Here is a 17,797-nt window from a genome sequence, read left to right on the forward strand (position 1 = left end):
CCGGTGCGATCGGGACACGGGGTCTTCTTTCGTCCGGGGCCTGTGCGCGAGGCCTGGATGGGCACGTGTCGCAGACGGATCTGCGGCCAGCAGGTCTTCGGACTCGGGATCAACCGGACGGGGCGCCTTCCCAGACCGTGGGTCCAGTGGCGTCGTGCCCCGCCCGTCACCCTCACCGCTGCGCGTCAGTCCCGGATTCGCACCGGGTTCCCTGGCTCATGGCTGAGTTTGACTGGCATCACGACGGTAGCACCGACAGCCGGTGTCGCCGGGGACGGGCTCTGGCACCATGTCGCCGTGACCGAGAGGACCCGCCGCGACCTGTGTCCCGGCCTGCTGCGCCCATGGATCGCCGACGACGGCGCGCTCGTGCGGGTGCGCGTCCCCGGCGGGATCGTGCCGACTGCGGCGCTGTGCGCACTCGTGGAGGTGGCCCGTGCGCACGGCGACGGCGCGGTCCACCTGACCAGCCGCGCCAACCTGCAGGTGCGCGGTCTCGAGCACGACGATGGGCGGCTGCCCGAGACCGTCGTCGCCGACGTCATCGCGACCGGGCTCGTACCGTCCACGTCGCACGAGCTGGTCCGCAACATCCTCGCCTCACCGCTGACCGGACGCAGTGGCGGCCGGGCCGATCTACACCCGGTCGTCGCCGGACTCGACGCACGGCTGCGCGCCGAGCCCCGGCTCACCGCGCTGACCGGACGGTTCCTGTTCGTGCTTGACGACGGCCGCGGTGATCTGGTCAGCCGTGACTTGGACCTGGGGTTGGTGGCGCTCGACTCGGACACCGCGCAGCTACGCGCCGGAACCTCGGCGTGGGGGCCAGTCATCCGGCTGGACGAGGCCGCCGCGGCGCTGACCGGGCTCGCCGTACGCTTCGCCGGGCTCGCGGGTGACCGGCCTGACTCACCCTGGCACGTCGACGAGCTGCCCGGCGCCGGCGCCGCGCTGCTGGGCACCGTACTCGACCGTGCCGAGCGGACCCGGGTGAGCACACCTCCACCCGCGCTGGGCAGGATCGTTCAGGATGACGGCCGCGTCACCGCGCACCTCGCGGCTTCCGGCGGCCGAGTGGACGCTCCCCTGCTGGAGGAGATCCGCGCGCTCGGCGCCGGCGAGATCGTCGTCACCCCGTACCGCACCCTGCTCGTCCCCGATCTGGAGAACGCATGAGTCTCACCACACCGGCACGCCGCTACGACTACGTCACCGACGGCGCGGCGATCTACGACGCCTCGTTCGCCACCATCCGTGCCGAGGCCGATCTTTCGGGTGTGCCGGCCGACGCCGAGAAGGTCGCGGTGCGGATGATCCACGCATGCGGCCAGACCGACCTCACCCGCAACCTGGTGATCCACCCCGGCCTGGTGGCCGCCGCCCGCGGGGCGCTGGAGGCGGGGGCGCCGATCCTGACCGACGCGCACATGGTCGCCGCCGGCGTTACCCGCGCCCGCCTGCCCCGTGACAACGAGGTCCGCTGCTTTCTGCACGAACCCGAGGTCCCGGCGCTTGCCCACCGGTGGGCAACGACCCGGTCGGCGGCGGCGGTGTCGCTGTGGACCGACCACCTCGCCGGCGCGGTCGTCGCCTTCGGCAACGCCCCCACGGCCCTGTTCCACCTGCTGGAGATGCTGCGCGACGGCGCGCCACGACCAGCTGCGATCATCGGTACGCCGGTGGGATTCATCGGCGCCGCCGAGTCCAAGCAGGCGCTCATCGACCTCGCCACCGACGCCCCCGGCCTCGACGTGCCCTATCTCGTGGTGACCGGGCGCCGGGGCGGCTCGGCGATGGCCGCCTCCGCGCTCAACGCCCTCGCCCGGGAGGCGGAGTGACCGGGCGGCTGTCCGGCGTCGGGGTCGGCCCGGGTGATCCCGAACTGATCACGCTCAAAGCCGCCCGGCTGATCGGCGCGGCCCAGGTCATCGCCTACCACCAGGGTGTCGGCAAACAGTCCAACGCGCGCCGCATCGCTGCCGGGCTGTTCCCGGACGACGTGATCGAGGAGGCGCTGGTCTATCCGGTGACGACCCAGAGCACCGAGCACCCGGGCGGGTACGCCGGGGCGATGGCCGACTTCTACGCCGAAGCCGCCGAGCGGCTGCGGGCCCACCTTCGTGCGGGCCGCGACGTGGTCGTGCTGGCCGAGGGCGACCCGATGCTCTACGGCTCGTTCATGTACCTGCACGACCGGCTCGCCGGCGAGTTCGACACGCAGGTCGTCGCCGGTGTGCCCGCCTTCGCCGCCGCCACCGCCACCACCGCCCTGCCGCTGGTCCGGCAGACCGACGTGCTGACCGTGCTGCCGGGAACGTTGCCCGAGCCCGAGCTGGCCCGGCGTCTCGCCGACACCGACGGGGCGGTGATCATGAAGCTGGGCCGGACGTTCACCAAGGTCCGCTCGGCGCTCGAGCAGGCCGGGCGCGTCGAGGGCTCCTGGTACGTCGAACGGGCGTCGATGACCGCCGAGCGGGTACTGCCTGTCGCCGACGTGGACCCCGCCACGGTGCCGTACTTCTCGATCGTGCTGGTCCCCGGCGACACCCGGCCCGGAGTGGCCCGTTACGACCTCCCGGCCACCAGGGTCACCGAACCTTATCCCGGTGCCGAGGTCGTCGTCGTGGGCCTCGGCCCCGGTCCCGATCGGTGGCTCTCCCCCGAGGCGTCGCAGGTGCTCGCCGAGGCCGGCCACGTCGTCGGCTACGGCCCGTACGTCCAGCGCGTCGCGCAGCGCCCCGGACTCGTCCGCCACGCCTCCGGCAACACGGTCGAGCTCGAGCGGGCCCGGCAGGCGCTCGAACTGGCGCTCGCCGGTGAGCGCGTCGCGGTCGTCTCCGGCGGTGACGCGGGCGTCTTCGGCATGGCGTCGGCGGTGTTCGAGGCCGCGGAGGACCCCCGCTACGCCGGCGTCGCCATCCGTGTCGTACCCGGGATCTCCGCCGTCCAGGCGGTCGCGGCGCGCGCGGGCGCGCCGATCGGGGCCGATTTCGCGGTGATGAGCCTGTCGGACCGGCTCAAGCCGTGGGAGGTCGTGGTCAAGCGGCTGCGCGCTGTCGCCGAGGCGGATTTGGTGCTGGCCCTCTACAACCCGCGCTCACGCTCACGCACCGAACAGGTCGCGCAGGCCCGGGCCGTGCTGCTGGAGCACAAGTCCCCCCGGACGGTCGTGGTCGTGGGCCGCGACATCGGCCGGGCCGGGGAGAGTCTCACCGTCACCTCGCTCGGCGAACTGGACCCCGGCAGCATCGACATGAAATGCCTGTTGATCATCGGCGCCTCGGCGACGCGAGTCACCGCGGCCGGACGTGTCTGGAGCCCGCGCTTCGTGCCCTGATCAGCCGCGCACGCGGCGCTCGCGACCGGCCGAGTAGAGGAACGACTCGCCGCCACGGACGTCCCCGGCCAGCGCCGGGCCGACCAGGATGACCGCTGCCTGTCGCAGACCGGCCTGCTCGACCCGGCCGCCGATGTCGGCCAGCGTGCCGCGCAGGATGAGCTCCTGCGGCTGCGACACCCGGTGCACCACGACTATGGGGCAGTCGTGGCCGTAGTAGCCGGCCAGTTCGGCGGCCAGCTCGCGGGTACGCGTGACCGCCAGGTGCAGGGCGAGCGTCGCGCCGGTCGCGGCGAACGCGGCGAGCTTCTCTCCCGACGGCATGACCGTGGACCGGGCCTGCGCGCGGGTGAGCACGACCGACTGGGCCAGCTCCGGGACGGTCAGCTCGGCGCCGACGGCGGCGGCAGCAGCCGCATAGGCCGGCACGCCGGGCGTGACGTCCCACGGGACCCGGGCGGCGTCGAGCCGGCGTGCCTGCTCGTGCACCGCCGAGTACAGCGACGGGTCACCGGAGCACAGCCGTACGACCTCGGACCCGTCGGCGTGTGCCTGGACCAGGTGCGTGGTGATCTGGTCCAGGTCGAGGTGCTGGGTGTCGATCAGCCGGGCGTCGTCACGGCAGTGCTCCAGCACCTCGGCGTCGAGGTACGTGCCCGGGTACAGGCACACGTCGGCGGACTCGAGCAGGCGTACCGCGCGGAGGGTGAGCAGGTCGGCGGCGCCGGGCCCGGCCCCGACGAAATGGACGGTCATGAATCTCCCTTGACGATGGACCACTGGCTGACTGCCCGTGCGGGCGTCCAGCCGGTGAAGCCGCCGAGCGGTTCGGCGCGTTCGACGTGCAGGCGGACGAGTTCACCGCCGCGCCGGCTGTGCTGCTTCAGCAGCACCGCCTCGGTCTCGGCGGTGACACCGTGCACGACGAGCCGTCCACCGGCGCCGAGCGCATCCCAGCAGGTGTCCAGCACGCCGGGGACGGTGGCCCCGCCGCCGACGAACACCGCGTCGGGACGGTCCAGGCCGGACAGGGCCCCGGGCGCCGAACCCTCGACCAGACACAGACCCGGCACGCCGAGGGCAGCGGCGTTGCGGTGCACCAGCGCGGCCCGGTCGGAGCGGGGCTCCACCGCGATCGTCCGTGCCGTCGGCCAGGCCCGCATCCACTCCACACCGATCGAGCCGCTGCCGGCGCCGACGTCCCACAGCAGCTGACCGGGCGCGGGCGCGAGCCGGGCCAGGGCACTGGCCCGCAGGTCACGTTTGGTGATCTGCCCGCCGTGCTCGAACGCGTCGTCGGGCAACACGCCGCCCGAGGCCCAGCCCGGACCGGCACCGCGAGCTTCGACAGCGAGAACGTTCAACCGCGGCACGTCGTTCAGGTCCCACCCGGCCGCGGTGGTCGCGGTACACGACTCACCGGCGGCACCGAGGTCACCGAGCACGACCAGCCTGGACTGCCCCCAACCGAGCCCGGTCAGCACCGCGGCCACGGCCGCGGGTGTCGTCTCGTCGCTGGACAGCACGAGCAGCCGGCGCCCGGCCGAGAGCGCAGGCACGATCAGCCGTAGGTCCCGGCCGACCAGGCTGACCGTGGTGACGGACTCGGCCGGCCATCCGAGACGTGCTCGGGCGAGGGCTACCGAGGAGACCCCGGGCACGATCGTCACGCGCTCCGGGCCCAGGACGTCCAGCAGCGTCGTGCCGATACCCGACACGAGCGGGTCGCCGGAGGCCAGCACGACAACCGGCCCTCGCGCGGAGGCGAGCACACCTGGCAGATTGTCCCGCAGCGGCGACGGCCACGCCACGCGCTGCTGGCCGTCGACGGGCGGCACCGCCTCGAGGTGCCGCCGCCCGCCGAGCAGCGTCGCGGCCGCCCGCACCAGCGCCCGGGACGGCTCCGGCAGACCCACCCACCCGTCAGCCCCGATCCCCACCACGGTCACCCGCTCCTCCATGGAGATGCACCCTAGCCGCCCACCGGCCCTTGCCCCGGCCACCGGGGCGTCTATGGTGATGCACAGGTTCGAGGTGCCCCACGACCGTGGTCGCGGGGAGAATCTGGGAAGCCGGTGAGAATCCGGCACAGGGCCCGCTGCGGTGATCCAGGCATTGACCTGGGAAGTCCGAAGACCGGCCTCGATCCGATCCACGGCGCATGCCGCGTCGTGGACCGCCATGGCAGATCGAGCGGGAGCCCTACATGCCAGCGCAGTACCCCTTTTGTGCCGTCGTCGGCGCCGACGACATGACTCTCGCCCTCACCCTGGTCGCGATCGATCCGCTCATCGGCGGTGTCCTGATCCGCGGGGAGAAGGGCACTGCCAAGACCACTACCGTGCGCGGCCTCGCCGAGGTGCTCCCGGCGGTACGGGTCTATGCGGGCGACCGGTTCTCCATCGACCCGGACGATCCCTCGGCGGTCTGCCCCGACGGGCCGTTCGACGTGCCCACGCCCGTCGTCGAACGGCCGGTACGCCTCGTCGAACTACCCGTCGGAGCCGGCGACGACCGGGTGACCGGATCGCTGAAGCTCGATGCCGCGCTGCGAGACGGCGTCGTCGCGTTCGAGCCTGGCCTGCTGGCCCGGGCCCATCGTGGCCTGCTGTACGTCGACGAGGTCAACCTGCTGCCGGACCACCTGGTCGACCTGCTGCTCGACGCCGCGGCGACCGGCCGGGTCAGCGTCGAACGCGACGGTGTCTCGGTCGAGCATGCCTCCCGGTTCGTGTTGATCGGCACGATGAACCCGGAGGAGGGCGAACTGCGCCCGCAGCTGCTCGACCGGTTCGGCCTGACGGTCGAGGTCGCCGCCCCGCGTGACCCCGTCCTGCGGGTGCAGGCGGTCCGCCGCCGGCTCGCATTCGACGCCGACCCGGAGGGCTTCGCCACACGCTGGGCCGGCGAGCAGGAAGCCCTGCGCACCCGGCTGGCCGCCGCCCGGCGCTCGCTGGCCGGTGTCGTGCTCGACGACGAGACGCTGACCAGGATCGCCGAGCTGTGCGCCGCGTTCGACGTGGACGGCCTGCGTGCGGACCTCGTCACCGCTCGCGCCGCCGCGGCGCACGCGGCCTGGCGGGGACGTACGCGAGTGACACTCGAGGACATCCGCATCGCCGCCCGTCTCGCGCTGCCGCACCGCCGCCGCCGCAACCCCTTCGACGAGCCCGGCCTGGACCAGGACCGCCTGGACGACCTACTCGGCCACAACGACCCCGACCCCGGACCCGACGGTCCCGGCGGCGGTCTGCCCGACGACACCGGGCACGACGGATCGGCCGGGGACGTGCCCGGCTCTCCCGGCGAGAGCCCGCCCGTACCGGAGCCCGAACGGCAGGCCGCCACATCGATGGCATCCGCGGGCGAGCCCGCACGTGCCCGCTTGCTGGTCGTGAAAGGAACCGGCGACGGTCAGGCCGGCCGGCGGTCCCGGGCACGAACACCGCAGGGCCGTGTCGCCGGGCAGCGGCGGCGCACGTCCGGCGACGGCCGGCTGCACCTGCCGGGCACCATCACCGCGGCGGCGCCGCATCAGCATTCCCGGGGTGGCTTGACCGGCGGTCGCGGCCTCGCGCTCGTGCCCGGCGACCTGCGCCGGGCCGAGACCGTCGGGCGCGAGTCGAACCTCGTGCTGCTGTGCGTGGACGCGTCCGGTTCGATGGCGGCCCGCCGCCGCATGGAGCAGGTCAAGACCGCTGTGCTGTCGCTGCTGCTGGACGCCTACCGCCGCCGGGACAAGGTCGCACTGGTGACGTTCCGCCGGCACACCGCCGAGGTCGTCCTGCCACCGACCGGCTCGGTCGACGTCGCCTCCCGCCGCCTGGCCGACCTACCGGCCGGTGGCCGGACCCCGCTCGCGGAGGGCCTGGAACGCAGTGGGGAGGTGCTGCGCCGGGAGGCGCTGCGCGACCCGTCCCGCCGGCCCCTGCTCGTCGTGGTGACCGACGGCCGCGCCACCTCCGGCCCGGACCCGCTGGGTCGTGCCCACCGCGCCGCCGCCGCGCTCGCCACCAGCGGTGTCCAGGTCGTCGTCGTGGACTGCGAGACCGGACGATTCCGGCTCGGCCTCGCCGCCCGGCTTGCCACTCATCTGAGGGCCGAGCACGTGCCGCTCGGTGAAGTGACCGCCGACGGGCTCACCGGGGTCGTTCGCACGGCGACCGCTCCGCGGGCGGGGGTGGCCTGATGCCGCAGGGTAAGCCGCTCACCGTCCCGGACGACGGCAGCACCACCCGCCAGCGGCGCAACCGGCCGCTGCTGATGGTCCACACCGGAAACGGCAAGGGCAAGTCGACCGCCGCCTTCGGTATCGCGATGCGCGCTTGGAACCAGGGCTGGGACATCGGGGTGTTCCAGTTCGTGAAGTCGGCCAAGTGGCGCATCGGGGAGCAGACCGTCCTGGAGAGGCTCGGGCTGCTGCACGAGCAGACCGGCGAAGGCGGGCCAGTCGAGTGGCACAAAATGGGCTCCGGATGGTCCTGGAGCCGTAAGAGCGGCACCGAGGCGGACCACGCCGCGGACGCCGCCGAGGGCTGGGCGGAGGTGAAGCGCCGTATCCAGGCGGAACGGCACCAGCTCTACATCCTGGACGAGTTCACCTATCCGATGCAGTGGGGCTGGGTCGACGTCGGCGACGTCGTGGAGACACTGGTCCACCGTCCCGGCCGTCAGCACGTGATCGTCACCGGGCGCCGGGCCGACCACCGGCTGATCGAGGCAGCCGATCTGGTGACCGAGATGCAGCACGTCAAGCACCCGATGGACGTCGGCCAGAAGGGCCAACGAGGCATCGAATGGTGAGCCTTCCGCGGCTGATCGTCGCGGCGCCGGCCTCCGGCCACGGCAAGACCACGGTCGCGACCGGGCTCATGGCCGCGCTGGCCGCGCGCGGGCACACCGTGTCGGGGCACAAGGTGGGGCCCGACTACATCGACCCCGGCTACCACGCGCTGGCCACCGGACGCCCCGGCCGCAACCTCGACCCGCACCTGACCGACCCCTCACTCGTGATCCCGCTGCTGCTGCACGGCGCACGCGACGCGGACATCGCCATCGTCGAAGGGGTCATGGGCCTGTTCGACGGCCGCATCGGCGGCGACGGTTTCGCCTCTACCGCGCACCTCGCGGCCCTGACCGCCACCCCGATCCTGCTGGTCGTGGACGTCTCGCACACCTCGCGCAGCGTAGGGGCCGTCGTGCACGGAATGGGCACGTTCGAGGCCGGCGTCACCGTCGCGGGTGTCGTGCTCAACAAAGCCGGGTCCGCCCGCCACGCCGCCGAGGCGGCCCGGGCGGTGGAATCCACCGGCGTACCGGTGCTCGGGATCCTGCACCGCGACCAGGGTGTCAGCGCCCCGTCGCGCCACCTCGGGCTCGTGCCGGCAGCCGAACGTGAGGAGGCCGCCGCCGCCCTGGACGTGCTGGCCGAGCAGATCGCCCGCCACGTGGACCTCGATGCGGTGCTGCAGGTGGCACGCACCGCACCCGATCTGGACGCCCAGCCATGGGATCCCGCCGCGCACGTCCGGCGGCTGGGCGCCGGATCACCGGTGGTTGCGGTCGCGGCCGGGCGTGCCTTCACCTTCCGGTACGCCGAGACGACCGAGCTGCTGCAGGCGGCGGGCTGCACCGTCGTTCCGTTCGACCCGGCCCGCGACCAGCGGCTTCCCGCCGGGACACGCGGGTTGTACCTCGGTGGGGGGTTCCCCGAGGTACACGCGTCCACGCTGAGCGCCAACACGACGCTGCGCCACGAACTGCGCCAGGCCGTCCTCGACGGCGTCCCCACCGTCGCCGAGTGCGCCGGCCTGCTGTATCTGTGCCGCTCCGTCGACGGCCATCCCATGGTCGGGGCGCTCGACGCCGAAGCCGTCATGACGCCGCGCCTCACCCTCGCGTACCACCGTGCCGCACTCGGCTCGGACCAGCTGCTCGGCGAGCGGGGAACCGCTGCCACCGGCCACGAATTCCACCGCACCACCGTCACACCCGGTCACGGCGAGCACCCCGCCTGGCGCATCGAGGGCCGCAATGCCGGATTCGCCTCCCCCAGCCTCAGCGCGTCCTATCTGCACGTGCATTGGGCTGGGCAACCGCATCTGGCCCAGTCGTTCACCGAGGCCGTACACCGGACGGCTGTCTCCTCAGCACGTTAGGAATCACCGTCACATGCAGCTGAACCTCACCGGCCGTAGCGTGCTCGTCCTCGACGGGAGCGCACCCGCCGCCGTCACGGTCAGTGCGCTGCTGCACAGGCGCGCCCTGGTCACCGTCGCCGCGCCGGCCGTGTGCGCCGCGCTGGAGGACCTCGCCCTCCGCGGGCGCCTGACCTGGGTCACCACCCCGGTCGACGAGAGCCGGTTCGACGTCGTGCTGCGTACCGTCGCACCCTCGGAGGCCGGGGCGCCGGCAGCGGTCCGAACGGCCGGACACGTCACGCTGGTCGGCGCCGGCCCGGGCGATCCAGGGCTGGTCACCGTCGCCGGACGCGCGGCCGTCAAGCAGGCCGACGTGATCCTCACCGACCGGCTCGCCCCGTGGGAGGCCCTGAAGTGGGCGCGCCCGGATGCCGAGATCATCGACGTCACCAAGATCCCGTACGGGCGGAGCACGAGCCAGGAACAGATCAACGCGCTGCTTGTCGAGCACGCCCGCGCCGGACGGCACGTTGTGCGGTTCAAGGGCGGCGACTCGTACGTCTTCGGCCGCGGCTTCGAGGAAGTCACCGCGTGCGCCGAAGCCGGCGTCCCCACCACCGTGATACCCGGCGTGACCTCCAGCATCGCGGCCCCGGAGCTGGCCGGCATCCCGGTCACCCACCGCGGACTCGTGCAAGGCTTCACCGTCATCTCCGGCCACGTACCGCCCGGCCATCCCGACTCGTCGATCGACTACGCCGCCCTCGCCCGCACCGGCACCACCCTCGTGGTGCTGATGGGCATGCGCAACCTCGCGGCCATCGCCGACGCGCTCGTCGCCGCCGGTCTCGACCGGAACACACCATGCGCCGTCGTCGCGGACGCCGCCTCGGCCGGCCAGCGGGTGCTGCGCAGTACCCTCGCCGACGTCGTCGCCGACACCGCCGAGGCCGGCATCGGCGCGCCCGCCGTAACGGTGATCGGCCACGTCGTCGCCCTCGGACCGGCCGCCGTGCAGGCAGTCGCGACAGCGTCGCGTTGCTCCGATACCTGATATGGTCGTGCCACCCTGCTGAAGGAAGCCGGTGTGAATCCGGCGCAGTCGCGCTACTGTGACGCCGCTCGCGGCGAAGCCAGACCCTCCAGCCAGGTCGACCACCCATCGACGGGACGCAGCATCCCAAGGAGTGTCATGCCTCAGGCGACCACGGCCATTCCGGCCGTTCTTCCCACCATTCCCGTTCGCGCGCTCGCCCCCTGGGCGCTGTTCTTCGCGCTGGTCACCGCCGTCGTCCTGTATTTCGTGGGCGCCGAGCAGGGAGCTTTCTCCGTCTTCGAGGGCACCTTCATCCACGAGCTGACGCACGACGCACGGCACGTGCTGGGCTTCCCCTGCCACTGACACCACGCCACGCGGCAGTCCGCCCGGCCCGGCCGGAGTTTTCGTCTTTCCTCGTCACCGGCGCTGCGGGCGTTTCGTGCTGCCCGCGGCCGGCTCCCGAACGGACCCTTGATGACCCCTCGCACTTTTCTCGTTCACGGGCTGTTGGCCGGGCTCATCGCCGGTTTCGCGGCCTTCCTCGTCTCCTACGTCGTCGCCGAACCCCAGGTCGATGCAGCCATCGCCCTGGAGGAAGCCGGTGCCGCCGAGCACCCGCACGACAATGCCACCGCCGAGCAGTCTCACAGCCACGATGAGGAGGAGGCCGAAGTCTCGCGTGGCACCCAGTCCACCGGGGGCCTGGCACTGGGCACCATCCTGGTAGGCGTCGTCCTCGGTGGAGCGACCGCGCTCGCTGCCGCCTTCGCCGCCGGGCGTCTGGGCTCCCTGTCCGCACGGGCCAGCACCGCGGTGGTCGCCGCCGTCGGTTTCGTCGCCACCGCCCTCGTGCCGTTCCTCAAGTACCCCGCCACACCACCGGCGGTCGGCTCCGGTGACACGATCAACGAGCGGACCGCGCTGTACTTCGGGTTCTGGGCACTGAGCCTGGCCGCCGCGATCGGCGCCGTGGTCCTGGCCCGGCGTCTGCTGCCCCAGCTGGGCGCATACTCGGCGGTGCTGGCCGGTGCCGGCGCCTATCTCGTGGTCGTCGTGGTCGCCGGGGCTCTGCTGCCGACGGTCAACGAGGTCGGCGGCTTCCCGGCCGACACACTCTGGTACTTCCGCATCTCGTCGATCACGACCCTGGCCGCGACTTGGGCGGTCCTGGGTGCAGTGCTGACCGGTCTGGTCGGACGCGACGCGGACCGTGCCGCCGAGCGGCTGCGCCGCCAGGAGCTGGCGGCCACGCTCTGAACCTTCCCGGCTGAACCTCGCGTCAGGGTGCGGGCAACGCCCGCACCCACGCCAGGGCGGCGTCCACGTCACGGACCAGCGGCACTCCGGCCGGCGGCCCGGCGCGGCGCACGATCACGACCGGCATCGCCCGCTCGGCGGCGACCTCCAGCTTCGCGACCGTGTGGTCACCGCCGGAGTCCTTGGTAACTAGAACGTCCGTGCCCGCCATCACCTCCCGCTCGTGCGCGAGGGTGTAGGGACCGCGGCTGCGCAGCAGCTTCCACGACACCGGCAGGACGATGTCGGGCTCGTCCACCACGCGAACCAGGCACGCGTGCCGGCGCAACGGTTCGACGAAGTGCGCCAGCGACTGCCGTCCGACGGTGAGGAACGGCCGGTCGCCCAGACCGGCCGCCACCCGGGCAGCTTCACTGTGGTCACCGGCCCAGTACCAGGCCGACGCCTCGGGGCGAGCGGCCCAGCCGGGCCGTTCCAAACGGAGCAGGGGAACCCCGGCGGCCGGGCACGCCGCCGCCGCGTTGGCGCTGATCTTCTCCGCGAACGGGTGCGTCGCGTCGACCACGGCACGCACCCGGGTCTCCGCCAGGTACGCGGCCAGTCCTGCGATCCCGCCGAAGCCACCGACGCGGACCTGCCCCACCGGCAGCCGGGGACGCGCGACCCGCCCCGCCAGTGAGGTCACGACCACGGCACCGTCGTCGACGAGCGAGGCCGCCAGCGCGCGGGCCTCGCCCGTCCCACCGAGCACGAGAATCCTCACGCGTAGGGTCCGATCACCGGCGCCGCGGGAGCGCCCCGCTCGGCTAGGTTCAGCAGCGCGTCGACCTCCAGGTGTTTCTCCGCCAGGTCGGCGAGCAGATCCAGCCGGGCCTGCCGGGCCGGCTCTGCGCCCGCCGCCAGCGCCTGCACCCACTGAGCATGGCCGATCTCCGCCCCACCCGCACACGCCATCGAATTGTTCGCCATGTTCCGTGCCTTGAACGGAGCGACCCGAACACCGCGCCGTGCGAACGCCCGGCACAACGCGGTCGTCACCCGGCTCTTGCCCGCGTCCGACGTCGTGCCCGCCACCATGAGCCGCCCGGTTCGGCGAGCCTGTCCTTCCACCGCCCCAGTATCGCCTGCTGTCCATCCGCCGGACCGCCGGGCTCGGCGTGGGCGAGGTCCAGCCCGGGCTGGTGTCCGACGCTGCCCACCACTTCGGCCATCAGCAACGTGACCTCATGGACGAGTTCGTCCATGCTCTGCCCTGTCTGTGACTGGACCAGGGCCAAGGGCGAGTTCGGCGAGCAGCATGAAACCCGGGTGCGCACGGTCTCGTCGCCGATGGCGCCCAGCAGTTCCTCGGCGCCGGCGAAGGCACCGCGGTGTCTGGCCGCAATGACTCCCGCCGCCTGCTGCGCCGCGAGGAACGCCGGCCCAGCGCCGGCCTCGGTCATCGTGCCAGGATGATCGGGTTGCCGGCGCGGGGCGCGTCGAACCGCCGGGTCACGTCCGACCAGTGAACCGGTGGCCGCGTCGAGCGCCGCGTGCAGCAAACGGTTTCGCGCCGTCGAGGAAACACCTGTGCACGAATACGCCCAGACGCGCGGCCATCTGCTCGGCGAGCTGGTGGATCGTGTCGTGGCCAGCGTGGTGGGTGACCGACCGGGCACCGGCAGCACGTGCCGGGTCATGACGGCGGCCGGAACTCAATGACGGTCCGCCCGTCGTGAACCCGCACGTCTGCGTCGACGCCGTACACGTCGGCGAGCAGCGCCGGGGTGAGCACCCGTGCGGGTGGTCCCGCGGCGACGACCCGGCCGTGGTGCAGCACGACGACGGTGTCGCAGAACATGACGGCCAGGTTGAGGTCGTGCAGCGCGGCGAGGGCGGTGACCTGCGATCGGCGGACCAGGTGCAGCAGCTGAAGCTGGTGGCCGATGTCGAGGTGGTTGGTGGGTTCGTCGAGCAGCAGCAGTTCCGGCTCCTGGGCCAGCGCGCGGGCGAGCTGGACGCGCTGGCGTTCCCCACCGGACAGGGTCTGCCACTTACGGTCGGCGAACCCGGCCAGGTCGACCCGGCCCAGTGCCTCGACCGCGGCGGCATGGTCGCTGCCGGTGTCGGACCAGCGGGTCCGGCGGTGCGGGATGCGGCCGAGCAGGACCACGTCGCGGACGGTCAGGTCGAGGTCGGTCTCGGCGTGCTGGGCCAGCAACGCGATGCGCCGGGCCAGGGCAAGGCGCCGCAGCCGAGTCACGTCGTCGCCTGCGAGTGTGATGTTGCCGGTATCCGGGCGCACCAGGGCGGCGACGGCCCGCAGCAGGGTGGTCTTGCCGGAGCCGTTCGGGCCGAGCAGCCCGACCAGGCTGCCCGCCGGGACGGTGCCGGTGACGTGGTCGAGGATGCGGGCGGCGGGCACCGCCCACGAGACGTCGGAGATCTGAAGCATCAGCCGCGTACCTCCCGGCGGCGCAGGATCAGGAAGAACGCCGGCACCCCGACCAGTGCCGTCAGCACCCCGACCGGCAGCTCACGCGGTTCGAAGACGGTGCGGGCGGCGGTGTCGACCCAGGTCAGGAAGATGGCGCCGGCGAGCACGGCGACCGGTAGCAGCCGCCGGTGGTCCGGTCCGGTGATCAGGCGGGCGGCGTGCGGGAGGATCAGCCCGGCGAACCCGATCGCGCCGCTGACCGCGACCAGCACGGCGGTCAGCAGGGCGGTGCCGACCAGCAGCAGCCACCGCAGCCGGTTCACCTCGACGCCGAGGCTCGCGGCGGCCTCCTCACCGAAGGCGAAGGCGTTGAGGGTACGGGCGTGCCAGCCGACCACCGCCAGCACCACGACCAGCACCGGTACCGCCCAGCCCAGGGCCGTCCAGTCGGCGCGGGCCATTGACCCGGACAGCCAGAACGTGATGCTCTGCGTGGCGTGCGGGTCGGCCACCCAGATGATCACGAAAGAGGTCAGTGCCGCGCACAGTTGTCCCACCGCGACCCCGGTCAGCACCACGCGCGTCGGCGACAATGCCCCGAACCTCCCGGCCAGGCCCACGACCAGCAGGAACGCGACAAGGGCGCCGAGGAAGGCGCCGCCGGTCAGCGCGGCTACGCCACTACCGATGCCGGCCACGACCACCAGGACCGCGCCCAGCGACGCCCCTGAGGAGACCCCGAGCAGGTACGGGTCCGCCAGGGGATTGCGGGTGACGGTCTGCATGACCGCACCGGCCGCGGCCAGGCCCGCCCCCACCGTGGCGGCGCCGAGAACCCGGGGCAAACGTAGGTCCCAGACGATGTGGTCGCGCAGCAGCGGCACGTCCGAGTTCGCGAGTCCCAGGTGGCCGGCGACGACCGTCCACACCGTCCCGACAGTCAGGTCGGCCGGGCCGATGGTGACCGCGACGGCCACCGACAGCACCAGACCGGCGACCAGAGCCAGCACGAGCGCGGCCAGGCCGACCGCCCGCACCGGGCGGTGGGTGCGCACCGGGGCGGGCCGGGTGGTGACGGCGGTCAGCTCGGGACCCCGGACGGCAGCGCGGCGATGCCCTGGGCGAGGGCTTCGACGCCGAGGACGTTGCGGACACCGGCCGTGGTTGACGAGAACGGGATCACCACGTACCACTGCTGTTTGACCGCGGGCAGGTCCTTGAGGGTGCGGTGCCCGGCGAGGAAGGTCTTCTTCTGCGCGGCGGGATCCCAGCTCGCGTCGACGAGCACGATGACCTCGGGGTTGCGGTCGGTGACGGTCTCCCAGCTTGTGTCGCCCCAGCTGCCGGTGAGGTCGGCGAAGGCGTTGGTGACCCCGGCCGCCGACATGATCATGTTGGGGGCGCCGCAGCAGGCGCCGACGCTCGGGGCGTCGCTGCCGCCGTCCCACCACATGACCTTCACGTTGCGGGCGGTGCCTGCGGCCGTGGCGATGCGGCCCTCGTGGTCGGCGATCAGCTTCTCGCCGCGGTCGCTCACCCCGAAGATCGCCGCGAGCTCGCGGATCTCGGTGAACACGTCGCCGATGGCGAGCTTCGCCTGCCGGGTCTGCGCCGGGCACCCGGCAGGGGAGATGTAGGTGCCGACGCCGAGTTTCTGCCAGTCGGCGCGGTCACCGACCCCCTCGTCACCGAACGCGCTGTTGTACGACGCGTACACGAAATCGGGTTCAGCCTCGAGCAGCTTCTCCTTGGTCGGGTACTCCTTGGCCAGCACCGGGATCTTCGCGTAGGCGTCCGCGTAGGCGGGCAGGATCGCGTCGTCGAGGTAGGCCGTGCCGATCATCCGATCTTGCAGGCCCAGGGCCAGCATGATCTCCGTGGCGGCCTGGTTCATGGTGACGACCCGCATCGGTGGCGCCGCGATGGTCACCGGGGTGCCGCAGTTGGTCACCGCGACCGGTCCAGCGGACACCGCCGGTGGTGCGGCAGCAGGCTTGGCATCGGCGCCGCAGCCGGTGAGCAGCACAGTGGACAGCAACAACGGCGCGGCAACGCGCCAGGGCATGGGGAACCGCACAGCGGGACCGCCTTCCAACACCTCGTGGACGGGGACGAACGTGCCGTGGCCGGTCTCCTGGCTGACGGGACAAGCAACCGCCGGCCGGCCTTCCCAGGCATCTCTGCCCAGTGACCTCGCGAAACGACGAGGGCCGACGGTCTCCCGATCACAGTGGCGAGGGCCGCGCCGGCATCACACCGGCTTCCCGAACACCACGGCGTCCCCACCATAACGGCCCGCGCTCGCCGCGGATCCGGTCCGGGCACCCGCTGTGGGAAATCCGACGCGCCGGACCGGCCTCGGCGTGGCTGTCGGCCCGCAACCCATCCGGCTCCTTTCTCGTGCGCGGTGGCTGGGCGAGGGCACGTGATCGACAGTGAGCGCCGTGGCTGAGGCTGAGCAGCAATACGTGAGCGCAGGTGCGAGGCCACGTCCGCCGGCGACCGGCTCCTCGGTCGTGGGCATGAGGCCGGCGATGCAGACGTCGAAGAGCTCGACGAGCGAGCACGGTACTTCGCGATCTGGATCGCCATCCGACCTGCGTTGCCGACGGCGCCGAGGACAAGGACGCGCTGGCCCGCGGTGAAGTTGATGCGGCGCGTCAGCGCGATCCAGGATGACATCGCCCGGGTTCATGGCGGTGGCGATCCGCACCGGGTCCACGCCGTCGGGTAGAACCACGCTGCGCGAGGGTCGATCAGGGTGCGTTCGGCGAAGGTTCCAAGGGGCGTATCGTGCAGGACCACGCAGCGGACGTTGCCCTTCTCGTCGCGTACCACGCCGTCCACGCCGGGGACGAGCGGGAAGATGTTGTTGCTGGTCCCCGGCGATCGGCATCTGGGCGGCGACCAGTGCGCTGGGCTTCGCCGCCGGGCCACCAATCGGCGGACTCGTCCTGGCTCACCTGCCCTGGGGTGCAATCTTCCTGGTGAACGTCCCGATCGTGGTGATCTGCCTGCTCGCCGGCCGGCTACTGGTCCCGGAATCGCGGGACCCGGCCGGTGGACGCCTCGACCTGGGCGGGGCGACGCTGTCCACCGCCGGCCTGACCGCGATCGTCTCCCCGGGTTCCGCCCACGTCCCCGCCGGTCAGGTGGCCAGGCGCAGGTGACGCCGCTGCCGCAGCCGCACCGCGACAGCCCGCCACGACCAGCAACGTGAGCGCGGCAGCGAAGGCCAGCCCGTCGGTCAGGCCTGCCTCCAGCTCGCGCAACGTGGTGGAGCGGTAGGTGGACGGCGAGCGACGCCGGTCCCGATCCGGGCCGGCGTCGCTCGCCGTCGGGCTCAGAGTGTGGTTTCGCTGGTGAGGCCGAAGTAGTCGTGCCATTTGGTGCTGGGGGCGAAGGTGGTGCCGGTGGAGAGTGCGACGTAGATGTCGTTTGTGGTGCTTTTGGTGAAGACGATGAGGTCGTCTTTGCCGTCGCCGTTGGTGTCGGCGAGGTAGGGGAACTCGCCGGTTAGGCAGAAGAAGTCGTGCCACTTGATCGTGGTTCCGGCGAAGGTGGTGCCGGTGGAGGTGGCGGCGTAGACGTCGGCGTCGGTGTTGCAG

At 72.5% G+C, this 17,797-nt stretch carries 16 protein-coding genes, 3 pseudogenes and 4 riboswitches; of the genes and pseudogenes, 10 read left to right on the forward strand and 9 right to left on the reverse strand.

All coding sequences use genetic code 11. The features are described from left to right. Nucleotides 1-70: 70 nt before the first annotated feature. Nucleotides 71-252, reverse strand: a riboswitch (cobalamin riboswitch). Nucleotides 253-297: 45 nt separating this feature from the next. The 3 genes from A8711_RS17230 to A8711_RS17240 are packed head-to-tail and all read left to right on the forward strand — an operon-like array spanning nt 298 to nt 3,337. Then, nucleotides 298-1,176 (forward strand): sulfite reductase subunit beta, encoded by an 879-nt coding sequence (locus A8711_RS17230; protein ID WP_043325467.1) that lies wholly within the window; start codon nt 298-300, stop codon nt 1,174-1,176. Then, nucleotides 1,173-1,838 (forward strand): precorrin-8X methylmutase, encoded by a 666-nt coding sequence (locus tag A8711_RS17235; RefSeq protein ID WP_013476141.1) that lies wholly within the window; start codon nt 1,173-1,175, stop codon nt 1,836-1,838. The genes A8711_RS17230 and A8711_RS17235 overlap by 4 nt, the downstream gene beginning before the upstream one ends. After that, on the forward strand, nt 1,835-3,337 hold the full coding sequence (locus A8711_RS17240; protein ID WP_013476140.1) for a precorrin-2 C(20)-methyltransferase: 1,503 nt from the start codon (nt 1,835-1,837) through the stop codon (nt 3,335-3,337). Before A8711_RS17235 ends, A8711_RS17240 begins: the two co-directional genes overlap by 4 nt. On the opposite strand, the gene A8711_RS17245 is transcribed toward A8711_RS17240, so the two are convergent. Both A8711_RS17245 and A8711_RS17250 read right to left on the reverse strand, forming a co-directional pair. Continuing rightward, nucleotides 3,338-4,093, reverse strand: a complete 756-nt coding sequence (locus tag A8711_RS17245; RefSeq protein ID WP_013476139.1) for a cobalt-precorrin-4/precorrin-4 C(11)-methyltransferase — start codon at nt 4,091-4,093, stop codon at nt 3,338-3,340. It lies immediately after the preceding gene. Continuing rightward, nucleotides 4,090-5,298 (reverse strand): bifunctional cobalt-precorrin-7 (C(5))-methyltransferase/cobalt-precorrin-6B (C(15))-methyltransferase, encoded by a 1,209-nt coding sequence (locus A8711_RS17250; RefSeq protein WP_064448784.1) that lies wholly within the window; start codon nt 5,296-5,298, stop codon nt 4,090-4,092. The genes A8711_RS17245 and A8711_RS17250 overlap by 4 nt, the downstream gene beginning before the upstream one ends. Before the next feature lie 54 nt (nt 5,299-5,352). Continuing rightward, a riboswitch (cobalamin riboswitch) is annotated at nt 5,353-5,497 on the forward strand. Nucleotides 5,498-5,543: 46 nt separating this feature from the next. On the opposite strand from A8711_RS17250, the gene A8711_RS17255 reads away from it, so the two are divergent. From A8711_RS17255 to A8711_RS17280, 6 genes are all read left to right on the forward strand, one after another. After that, nucleotides 5,544-7,526, forward strand: a complete 1,983-nt coding sequence (locus A8711_RS17255; RefSeq protein WP_013476137.1) for a magnesium chelatase subunit D family protein — start codon at nt 5,544-5,546, stop codon at nt 7,524-7,526. Further along, a complete protein-coding gene (cobO, locus tag A8711_RS17260) occupies nt 7,526-8,140 on the forward strand; it encodes a cob(I)yrinic acid a,c-diamide adenosyltransferase (RefSeq protein ID WP_069088809.1) in 615 nt (204 codons plus the stop codon). Before A8711_RS17255 ends, cobO begins: the two co-directional genes overlap by 1 nt. Beyond that, nucleotides 8,134-9,495: a cobyrinate a,c-diamide synthase gene (locus A8711_RS17265; RefSeq protein ID WP_069088810.1), complete on the forward strand. Its 1,362-nt coding sequence runs from the start codon at nt 8,134-8,136 to the stop codon at nt 9,493-9,495. Before cobO ends, A8711_RS17265 begins: the two co-directional genes overlap by 7 nt. A 13-nt stretch (nt 9,496-9,508) precedes the next feature. Beyond that, the gene (cobA, locus tag A8711_RS17270) at nt 9,509-10,531 is read left to right on the forward strand and encodes a uroporphyrinogen-III C-methyltransferase (RefSeq protein ID WP_069088811.1); all 1,023 of its coding nucleotides are present in this window, start codon (nt 9,509-9,511) and stop codon (nt 10,529-10,531) included. Next, nucleotides 10,531-10,671: riboswitch (adenosylcobalamin (AdoCbl) riboswitch) on the forward strand. It overlaps the preceding gene by 1 nt. Then, entirely contained in the window at nt 10,670-10,879 is a 210-nt protein-coding gene (locus A8711_RS17275) for a CbtB-domain containing protein (RefSeq protein ID WP_013476133.1), read from the forward strand. It overlaps the preceding riboswitch by 2 nt. Nucleotides 10,880-10,990: 111 nt before the next feature. Continuing rightward, the gene (locus A8711_RS17280; RefSeq protein WP_069088812.1) at nt 10,991-11,773 is read left to right on the forward strand and encodes a CbtA family protein; all 783 of its coding nucleotides are present in this window, start codon (nt 10,991-10,993) and stop codon (nt 11,771-11,773) included. A gap of 22 nt (nt 11,774-11,795) precedes the next feature. Here the strand turns inward: A8711_RS17280 and A8711_RS17285 are convergent, their stop codons facing one another. The 6 genes and pseudogenes from A8711_RS17285 to A8711_RS17305 all read right to left on the reverse strand — a co-directional run bounded on the left by A8711_RS17285 (nt 11,796) and on the right by A8711_RS17305 (nt 16,254). After that, nucleotides 11,796-12,524, reverse strand: coding sequence for a cobalt-precorrin-6A reductase (locus tag A8711_RS17285; protein WP_013476131.1), 729 nt, complete (start codon nt 12,522-12,524; stop codon nt 11,796-11,798). A gap of 131 nt (nt 12,525-12,655) precedes the next feature. Then, a pseudogene (locus A8711_RS32865) lies at nt 12,656-12,850 on the reverse strand (cobyric acid synthase CobQ); the annotation flags it as partial. Beyond that, complete coding sequence (locus A8711_RS32870) at nt 12,808-13,215, reverse strand: hypothetical protein (RefSeq protein WP_069088813.1); 408 nt, start codon at nt 13,213-13,215, stop codon at nt 12,808-12,810. The gene A8711_RS32870 and the pseudogene A8711_RS32865, both read right to left, overlap by 43 nt. Before the next feature lie 233 nt (nt 13,216-13,448). Continuing rightward, nucleotides 13,449-14,207 carry an ABC transporter ATP-binding protein gene (locus tag A8711_RS17295; protein WP_030275086.1) on the reverse strand — a complete coding sequence of 253 codons (759 nt, stop codon included), beginning with the start codon at nt 14,205-14,207 and terminating at the stop codon, nt 13,449-13,451. Further along, entirely contained in the window at nt 14,207-15,244 is a 1,038-nt protein-coding gene (locus A8711_RS17300; protein WP_073827192.1) for an iron ABC transporter permease, read from the reverse strand. Before A8711_RS17300 ends, A8711_RS17295 begins: the two co-directional genes overlap by 1 nt. 26 nt (nt 15,245-15,270) lie before the next feature. Further along, nucleotides 15,271-16,254, reverse strand: coding sequence for an ABC transporter substrate-binding protein (locus tag A8711_RS17305; protein ID WP_069088814.1), 984 nt, complete (start codon nt 16,252-16,254; stop codon nt 15,271-15,273). Nucleotides 16,255-16,295: 41 nt separating this feature from the next. After that, nucleotides 16,296-16,480, reverse strand: a riboswitch (cobalamin riboswitch). A 588-nt stretch (nt 16,481-17,068) separates the two neighbouring features. On the opposite strand from A8711_RS17305, the pseudogene A8711_RS31530 reads away from it, so the two are divergent. Further along, a pseudogene (locus tag A8711_RS31530) lies at nt 17,069-17,308 on the forward strand (MFS transporter); the annotation flags it as partial. A 224-nt stretch (nt 17,309-17,532) separates the two neighbouring features. On the opposite strand, the pseudogene A8711_RS17315 reads toward A8711_RS31530, so the two are convergent. Further along, nucleotides 17,533-17,797: pseudogene (locus A8711_RS17315) on the reverse strand (N-acetylmuramoyl-L-alanine amidase); the annotation flags it as partial.

This window comes from Micromonospora sp. II (genome assembly GCF_001709195.1).
GTDB lineage: Bacteria > Actinomycetota > Actinomycetes > Mycobacteriales > Micromonosporaceae > Micromonospora > Micromonospora chalcea.